10 protein-coding genes are annotated in these 7,721 nt (G+C 68.8%); 4 read left to right on the top strand and 6 right to left on the bottom strand.

Translation table 11 applies throughout. The annotated features are described in order from the left end of the window. Positions 1-85: 85 nt before the first annotated feature. Positions 86-466, top strand: coding sequence for a GIY-YIG nuclease family protein (locus QZV94_RS20725; RefSeq protein ID WP_367255000.1), 381 nt, complete (start codon positions 86-88; stop codon positions 464-466). Positions 467-477: 11 nt separating this feature from the next. Here QZV94_RS20725 and QZV94_RS20720 read toward each other — a convergent pair whose 3' ends face one another. The 3 genes from QZV94_RS20720 to QZV94_RS20710 form a co-directional block, all read right to left on the bottom strand. Then, the gene (locus QZV94_RS20720; protein WP_293681357.1) at positions 478-1,479 is read right to left on the bottom strand and encodes an LLM class flavin-dependent oxidoreductase; all 1,002 of its coding nucleotides are present in this window, start codon (positions 1,477-1,479) and stop codon (positions 478-480) included. A 2-nt stretch (positions 1,480-1,481) separates the two neighbouring features. Next, positions 1,482-2,009: a DUF1993 family protein gene (locus QZV94_RS20715; RefSeq protein WP_293681354.1), complete on the bottom strand. Its 528-nt coding sequence runs from the start codon at positions 2,007-2,009 to the stop codon at positions 1,482-1,484. A 67-nt stretch (positions 2,010-2,076) separates the two neighbouring features. Next, complete coding sequence (locus QZV94_RS20710; protein WP_293681351.1) at positions 2,077-2,958, bottom strand: alpha/beta hydrolase; 882 nt, start codon at positions 2,956-2,958, stop codon at positions 2,077-2,079. Between the two features lie 125 nt (positions 2,959-3,083). On the opposite strand from QZV94_RS20710, the gene QZV94_RS20705 reads away from it, so the two are divergent. After that, positions 3,084-3,233, top strand: coding sequence for a hypothetical protein (locus tag QZV94_RS20705; protein WP_293681348.1), 150 nt, complete (start codon positions 3,084-3,086; stop codon positions 3,231-3,233). On the opposite strand, the gene QZV94_RS20700 is transcribed toward QZV94_RS20705, so the two are convergent. From QZV94_RS20700 to bioF, 3 genes are all read right to left on the bottom strand, one after another. Next, entirely contained in the window at positions 3,230-4,132 is a 903-nt protein-coding gene (locus QZV94_RS20700) for a phytanoyl-CoA dioxygenase family protein (RefSeq protein WP_293681346.1), read from the bottom strand. The two genes, QZV94_RS20705 and QZV94_RS20700, sit on opposite strands and share 4 nt — an antisense overlap. A gap of 78 nt (positions 4,133-4,210) precedes the next feature. Then, positions 4,211-4,891: a dethiobiotin synthase gene (bioD, locus tag QZV94_RS20695; RefSeq protein WP_293681343.1), complete on the bottom strand. Its 681-nt coding sequence runs from the start codon at positions 4,889-4,891 to the stop codon at positions 4,211-4,213. Continuing rightward, complete coding sequence (gene bioF, locus QZV94_RS20690; protein ID WP_293681340.1) at positions 4,888-6,045, bottom strand: 8-amino-7-oxononanoate synthase; 1,158 nt, start codon at positions 6,043-6,045, stop codon at positions 4,888-4,890. The genes bioD and bioF overlap by 4 nt, the downstream gene beginning before the upstream one ends. 72 nt (positions 6,046-6,117) lie before the next feature. On the opposite strand from bioF, the gene QZV94_RS20685 reads away from it, so the two are divergent. Together QZV94_RS20685 and QZV94_RS20680 are read left to right on the top strand one after the other, a co-directional pair. Then, positions 6,118-7,140: an amidase family protein gene (locus tag QZV94_RS20685; RefSeq protein ID WP_293681337.1), complete on the top strand. Its 1,023-nt coding sequence runs from the start codon at positions 6,118-6,120 to the stop codon at positions 7,138-7,140. Positions 7,141-7,252: 112 nt separating this feature from the next. After that, positions 7,253-7,705, top strand: a complete 453-nt coding sequence (locus QZV94_RS20680; RefSeq protein WP_293681334.1) for a hypothetical protein — start codon at positions 7,253-7,255, stop codon at positions 7,703-7,705. Positions 7,706-7,721: the final 16 nt, after the last annotated feature.

Below are 7,721 nucleotides of genomic sequence, written 5' to 3'. Positions count from 1 at the left end.
CTTGTCCGGGCCACCCATGAACACTGCGATGCGGGTTGCATGCCGCGGCGCCGCCCGGCTTCATCCAGCCCCATGGAGATCATGGGTGGCCCGGACAAGCCGGGCCATGACGATCGCGGAGGGTGCGGAGGCGGCGGTGAATGCGGTCTACATCATGGCCAGTCGCAAGCACGGGACGCTGTATATCGGGGTCACCAGCGATCTCGTGGGGCGCGTCGGTCAGCATCGGGAAGGCGTCTACGAGGGGTTCACCAAGCAGCACAGTGTGAAACGCCTCGTCTGGTACGAATTGCATGACGGCATCGAGGCCGCGATCCATCGCGAGAAGCGGCTCAAGAAGTACAAGCGCGAGTGGAAGATCAACCTGATCGAGCGGGACAATCCCGACTGGGACGACCTCTTCCCGCAGTTCTTCGTAGAGGAGGGCCCGCTCTCGCACCTCCGACCCCGCGAGCCGTCCATGTGACCCCGGCGCTGTCAGTCGGCCACGCCCGCCAGGGCGTCGCGGGCCTCGGCCGCGATCTCCAGGGATCGGATGCGCTTGGCCTGGTCGAAGATCTGCGCCGAGATGATCACCTCGTCGGGCCTGTGCTCGGCGATGAACGCCTGCAGGCCCGCGCGCACCGTCTCGGGGCCGCCGACCACGGCCTTGGAGAGGGGCGACCCCGGCGCCGCGGTCGCGGCGGCCAGCGAACCGTCCGTGTCCTCGCGCGGTGGCGGCAGCAGGCCCGGCTGGCCCCGGTGCATGTTGAGGAAGGCCTGCTGCACGGAGCTGAACAGGAAATGGGCCTCCTCGTCGCTGTCGGCGGCGACCAGCCCCATCCCCAGCATGACCCGAGGGGCCTCGCCGAACTCCGACGGCTCGAACCGATCCCGGTAGATGGCGACCGCCTGGTCCAGCATCTGCGGCGCGAAGTGCGAGGCGAAGGCGAACGGCAGGCCGAGCGCCGCCGCCAGCTGGGCGCCATAGAGGCTGGAGCCCAGGATCCACACCGGCACGTTCGAGCCCGAACCCGGCACAGCGCGGATCTGCTGCCCCGGCTGCGGGTCCTTCAGGAAAGCCATCAGCTCCAGGACGTCCTGCGGGAAGTTGTCGACGCCGCCAGCCAGGTTGCGGCGCAGTGCCCGGGCGGTGAGCTGGTCGGTGCCGGGCGCGCGGCCGACGCCGAGGTCGATGCGGCCTGGGTAGATCGCCTCCAGGGTGCCGAACTGCTCGGCGATGATCAGCGGGGCGTGGTTGGGCAGCATCACCCCGCCCGAGCCCAGCCGGATGGTCGAGGTCCCCTCGCCCGCATAGGCCAGCGCCACCGCCGTGGCGGCGCTGGCGATGCCAGCCATGTTGTGGTGCTCGGCCAGCCAGTAGCGCCGATAGCCCAGCCGCTCGGCCGCATGGGCCAGCGCGCGGCTGGCCTGCAGCGACTGGGTGGCGTTGCCGCCCTGGACGACAGGCGACAGGTCGAGGACGGAGAGCGGAACCACGGCTAGCCCGCCAGCTCCGCCGAGCGGGCCCCGGCCAGGTAGTCCATCTTGCCCAGCGGCACGCCCTGGGCGCGCAGCACCGCGTAGGCGGTCACCACGTGGAAGAAGAAGTTCGGCTGGGAGAACTGGCTGAGGAAGTCGACGGCCGTGAAGGTCATCGTCCGCCCCGGCAACGGCAGCTCGATGGTGCGACCCTCGCCGCCATCCACCTGCTCGCGCTTGATCGACTCCACGAAGGCGATGGTCTTGGCGATGCGCGCCTTCACTTCCGACCAGGTGGTTTCCGTGTCGGGGTAGCTCGGCGGGGTCATGCCGGCCAGGCGCGCGGCGCCGCCCTTGGCCGCGTCGCTGGCCATCTGCACCTGCCGGGTCAGGGGATGCATGTCGGGTGCGAGGCGCGCTTCCAGGTAGCTGGCCGGATCGACGCCGCTCGCCTTGGCATGCGCCTCGGCCTTCTCCAGCACAGCCGCCAGGTTCTTCAGCATGTGCAGGTAGCCGGGGATCGAGACGTCGTAGAAGGACAGGGACATGAGCGCTCCAACGCAGGGTTAGGCGTCCACATAGGGCGCGCCGGGCGGCGGCCCAAGGCCTCAGGCGCTAAGCGCCCAGGAACCTTCCCACCTCAGCGACGAAGTCCTCCAGCCGGTCGTGATGAACCCAGTGGCCGGCGCGCTCGAACTCCACCACCCGGACGTCCTTGAAGTGGGCGGCGCGACCGTCCTTCTCCGGATTTGACGCCCAGCTCTCGGCGCCGTTCACCAGCAGGATCGGGCAGGCGATATTGCCCCACAGCGCGTGCAGTTCCTCGGGGCTGAAATCCACCGGCGAGAACGAGCGGATGTAGTTGTCGAACTTCCAGCTGTAGGTCCCGTCCTCGTTCTGGCTGACGCCGTGGAGGGTCAGATAGCGGGCCTGTTCGGGCGTCAGGTGCGAATTCTCGGCCTGCATCCGCGCGAACGCCTCCTCGATGGAGGCGTAGCGGCGTGGGACCCGGCCGGCCAGCGCGCGGGTCTCCTGCACCCAGTAACGCATGCGTTCCGCGGCGGTCCGCTTGCCGCGCTCGGCGATCATGGCGGGCGACGGCCCCATGCCCTCGATCGCCACCAGCTTGGCGACGGTGTCCGGGAAGGCGCCGGCGTAGCGCAGCGAGATGTTGCCGCCCAGCGAGTGGGCCACGATGCTGACCGGCGCCAGGCGCTGCTGGTGGATGAGCTGGGCCAAGTCGTAGACGAATGCGGCCATCGAATAGTCGCCGCTGGGCGAATAGGCGCTGTCGCCATGGCCGCGCAGGTCCGGGGCGATGACGTGGAAGTCGCGCCGCAGGTCCTGGGCCACCCAGTCCCAGTTGCGGCAATGGTCGCGCCCGCCGTGCAACAGGATCAGCGGCGGCGCCGTCGGGTTGCCCCAGTCCACGTAGTGCAGCCGCAGGCGCTGGGAGACAAAGCTCTGCGAAGTGGGGCCGGTCGGGTGCTCGATCACACGCACCGGATATAGAATGCCACCGGACAGCGCCAGAGCCAGACCCCCTCTCCATCGCACCCACCAATCGCGGGACGCGACGCACAGGCCTTGAGGCACGTTGCTCCCTGAGCCTATGTGAGGGGATGACGCTTCCCACCGATCCCGAGGCCGCCCGCGAGGCCGAACGCGTCCGCCGCTCCAAGCTGATCGGACGAATCGTGATCATCGGGTTCGGCCTGCTGCTGCTGGGCTACTTCGTGCCCTTGGCCTGGACCCAGCTTAACCCGGCCTAAGCCCTCGCGGTCTCGCGCGCTGCGGCCGCGATCGTCGCCGCCAGCAGGTCGGCGCCGCCCATCGTGCCGGTGTCGACGCCGCTGAGGGCGTACTCCGGCGGCACGGTCTCCGGCCCCTCGCCGGGCGGCAGCGGCGGGGTGAAGTAGCCCAGCGCGTAGTTGCCCATCGCATAGCCCAGCAGCGCCTGCAGCTCCGGCTCGAGCGTTCGGGCGATCTCCGGCGGGCAGGAGAGGTACTGGTTCTCCTCCTGGCGCAGCCAGCCCAGCGCAAAAGTGATGTTCAGCCCCCACCGGTCGCCGTCGGCCACGTTGGCGCCGCCGCCGTGGAACACCGAGCCGGTGTAGACCAGCACCGACCCCCGCCGCATCGTCGCCCGCGCGATCTCCTGCGGCTCGGCCTTTCGGTCGTTGGGCCAGTTGGTCGAGCCAGGAACCACCTGGGTGGCCCCGTTGGCCTCGGTAAACTCGGTGAGCGCCCAGATCGTGTTGAGCTGCGGCTCCACGCCGCCCAGCCCACGGCCCCAGGCCCAGCGATCGCGGTGGATCGGCTGCGCCGGCTGGCCCGGCATGATCCGGATCAGCTGGGTGAGGTGGAGCTGGTAGCGCAGGCAGTTAGGCGCCAACACCGCGTCGCAGAGCGCATGCAGGCGGGCGTCCATCACCAGCGGCCGGACCCGCGGGCAGCGGGCCACCAGCGCCCCGGTCCGGGTGGTCTTGTCGCCACTGAACGCGTCGCGCCCGACCGGAGTGGCCTCCACGTAGGGCTTGAGGTCCGCGACTACGGCGTCGACCTCGGCCGGCGCCAGCATATCGTCGAGGATCACCGCCCCATCGCGCTCCAGCACCGCCACGATGTCGGCGGCCGGCGTGTCGGCGGGCAGGTGGGTGAGAGCGGGCATCGGCGGCCTCCGCTGTGTGGGCCGCCCATCCTGCACCAAAACCGGCGAAGCGCACCATCTACCAAGACGGCGCGCGCCTCAGGGGCTGAGGAGAGCCAGCGCGGACTGAGGCCACCCGACCTGGGCGCCCCGTGGGGCGGCGATCACGGGAAGCCCGCCGGCGAAGCGGCGCACGTCGGCGAGCGTGTCGCCGAAGTCGGGCGCCTCGGCATCACCGCTCTGACTTATCACCACGACCGCCACGGTGACCCCGTGGGCGCGGGCGGCCTCGAGGGCGGTGAGCGTGTGGCTGATCCCGCCCAGGTAGGAGCCGCCGACCAGCAGGGCCGGAAGGCCGAGCGCCGTCATCAACTGCAGCCCGGTGGCGTCCTCGGCGATCGGCGACATCAGCCCGCCGACTCCCTCCACGAGGACGAGATCGGCGTTGGTCGCGGCCAGCCGCGCGCGGCAGAAGGCGGCGACCTCACCCAGCATCAGGGTGCGGCCTTCGCGGCGGGCCGCCATCGGCGGGGCGAGCGGAGCGGTGAAGCGCCAGGGGCTCATGGCCTCCAGCGCCGTCGCGTCCAGCGGGCATCCCAGGGCGGCGAGCAGCCGGCCAGGATCGCTGGCGCTCCAGTCGGCGTCGTCGAAGCCGCTGACCACGGGTTTGAGGGCCTCGACCGACCGGCCTTCGGCGCGCGCCGCCTCCAGCAGGGCGCAGGCCACGTGGGTCTTGCCGATGTCGGTGTGCGCTCCGGCGATGAAGACGGCGCGGCTCATGCGCCCGCCAGCCAGGGCCGGACGGCGGCGGCCAGCCGGTCCACGTCGGCGTCCGCATGGCCGGCCGTGAACGCGAGCCGCAGCCGAGCCGTACCGGCCGGCACCGTCGGAGGACGGATCGGAACCGCCAGCAACCCCTCCGCCTCCAGCGCCGCCGCGGCCTGCAAGGCGCGGTCCGCCGGGCCGATGACGATGGGGACGATGGCGCTGGTGGCCACCGGCAGCTCCAGCGCCCGGGTCAGGCGTCGCGCCTTGGCCAGCGGCGCGGCCACCCGCTCGGGCTCGGCCTCGATCACATCCAGCGCCGCCAGCGCTGCCGCAGCGTTCGCGGGCGGCAGGCCGGTGGTGTAGACCAGGGTCCGGGCGCGGGTCTTCAGGAGGGCGATCGCCGGCGCCGTGGCGCAGACATAGGCGCCGTAGCCGCCCAGCGCCTTCGACAGCGTGCCCATCTGCAGGTCGATCCGCGCCTCCGGAAACAGTGCGCGCACCCCCGCCCCGCCCTCGCCCAACACGCCGAAGCCATGCGCGTCGTCGACCAGCAGCCAGGCGTCGTGGGCGCGGCAGGCGCGGCTGATGGGGTCCAGCGGCGCCACGTCGCCGTCCATCGAGAACACCCCGTCGGTGGCGACCAGGGCATGGCGCGCGGCCGCCCGCCCGGCCGTGAGCTTCGCCTCCAAATCGGCGACATCGTTGTGGCGGAAGGTCACGACCTCCGCGCCCGAAAGCTTGGCGCCTGCCCAGATGCAGGCGTGGGCCAGCTCATCCGCCAGGATCAGGTCACCGGGCCCCGCAAACGTCGGGATGATCCCCAGGTTGGCCAGATAGCCGGAGCCGAAGACGCACGCGGCCTGCGCACCCTTCTTCGCCGCCAGCCGCCGCTCAAGCTCCGAGATCAGCGGCGTGTCGCCGGTGATCAGTCGCGAGGCCCCCGCCCCCGCGCCGTAAGCCTGTACGGCGGCCGCGGCGGCGGCCTTCACCGCCGGATGGTGGGTCAGCCCCAGGTAGTCGTTGCACGAGAACGAGATCAACCGGCGCCCCTCGCGCTCCACCCAGACCCCGTCGAGGCGGCGCGTGGGCTTCAATGTGCGCAGCAGGGACTGTTCATCGAGGCTGCGGATCTTGGCCTGGGCGAAGGCCGTCAGGGTGTCGCTCATGCGCGGGCCGTATGCCCCAGCGCAGTCGAGCGGACTAGCTCTCGCCGCGGAACCTCGTCTAGGGACGCGCCCATGAACAATCCGCCTGCCTGGTTCACCGCCGGCGCCCGCCATGTCTGGCGGCCCTATTGCCAGATGAAGACCGCCCCGCCGCCCCTGCCGGTGGCCCGCACCGACCGCGTGCGCCTGCTCCTCTCCGACGGCCGCGACCTCGCCGCCAGCTTGCGCATCCCGGCCAGCTTCTGCAACGTCGTCGGCATGCGCCCCTCCATCGGCCGCGTGCCGAGCTACCCGGCGAAGATCGCCTGGAACACCATGGGCGTGCCCGGCCCGATGGGACGTACGGTGCAAGACGTCGCGCTGCAACTGAGCGTCATGGCCGGCTTCGACTCGCGCGCGCCGACGTCGATTGCCCAAGGCGGCAGCCAATTCGCCGCGCCGCTGACGCGAGATTTCAAAGGCACACGGATCGCCTGGTCGATCGACCTCGGCGGCTTGCCGTTCGAAACGCAAGTCACCAATGCCGTCGCACCGCAACGCAAAACGCTGGAATCCATCGGCTGCATCGTCGACGACGCGACACCCGATTTCACCGACGCCGACGAAATCTTCAAAGTGTTTCGCGCGCTGGAATTCGAAGCCAAGCACGGCCGCACGCTCGATCAACACCGCGCGCTGATGAAAGACACCGTGGTATGGAACATCGAAGAAGGCCGCAAGTTGACCGGCGCGCAAATCGCCGCCGCCGAAGTCAAGCGCACCGCGCTATATCAGCGCCTACACCGCTTCATGGAAAAGTACGAATTCCTGCTGCTGCCAACCATGCAGGTTGCACCGTTCGACATCAAGAAACCCTACATCGACGAGATCAACGGCATCAAGCTGCCGACCTACATCGACTGGATGAAGTCCTGCTACTACATCACCGTCACCGGCTACCCGGCGATATCTGTCCCCTGCGGGTTTACGCCGAAGGGGTTGCCGGTGGGGTTGCAGATTGTGGGGCGGCATCAGGACGATTTCGGGGTGTTGCAGTTGGGGTATGCTTTTGAGCAGGCGACGGGGTTTGGGAAGCGGCGGGTGGCCCTTGCGTAGAGTCTAGGATCGGTTTGTGTAGGGTGGGCAAAGCGCAGCGTGCCCACGCGGATGATAGACGTGGGCACGCTGCGCTTTGCCCACCCTACCTCGCTGCCACCGAATAGCATCCATGCCAAAAATTCAAATTGCTCTTGAGCATTTCTCCTGCGCTTTAAGACTATACCTGCACGAGCGTTGCTACTACTCTGCATTGCATCTGGCCGGAGCGGCAGAGGAACATTTCAGCGGTTGCCTGAAGGATATTCCAAACTGCAATCTGCGAACGCATTTTGAGGAGATCAAAGCCTTCAGCGCGCATTTCGTCGAACCAGGTGACTCATTTGACGAAAGCGCGATTGGACGTTTAATGAACGATGCAAAGAACGCGGTAAAGCACCCGAACCTTGAATTCAAAGGTGATCCCGAGGAGGAAGCTGCTGACATGATCGACCGAGCGATCGGCGCGCGGACTAAGCTCTACCACTACGCACCTGAGTCTGCTGAACTAACGGGGTTTCCGAGTGCTCTCGTGAGTGAGTTCCTGGACACGAGAAGTTCGCAAAGGACGCACCGGACGATCTAACCGTAATCGCGATCAG

It is taken from the genome of uncultured Phenylobacterium sp. (assembly GCF_902826855.1).
In the GTDB taxonomy this organism is placed as follows: Bacteria; Pseudomonadota; Alphaproteobacteria; order Caulobacterales; family Caulobacteraceae; genus Phenylobacterium.
This window is presented reverse-complemented; position numbering and strand designations above follow the sequence as displayed.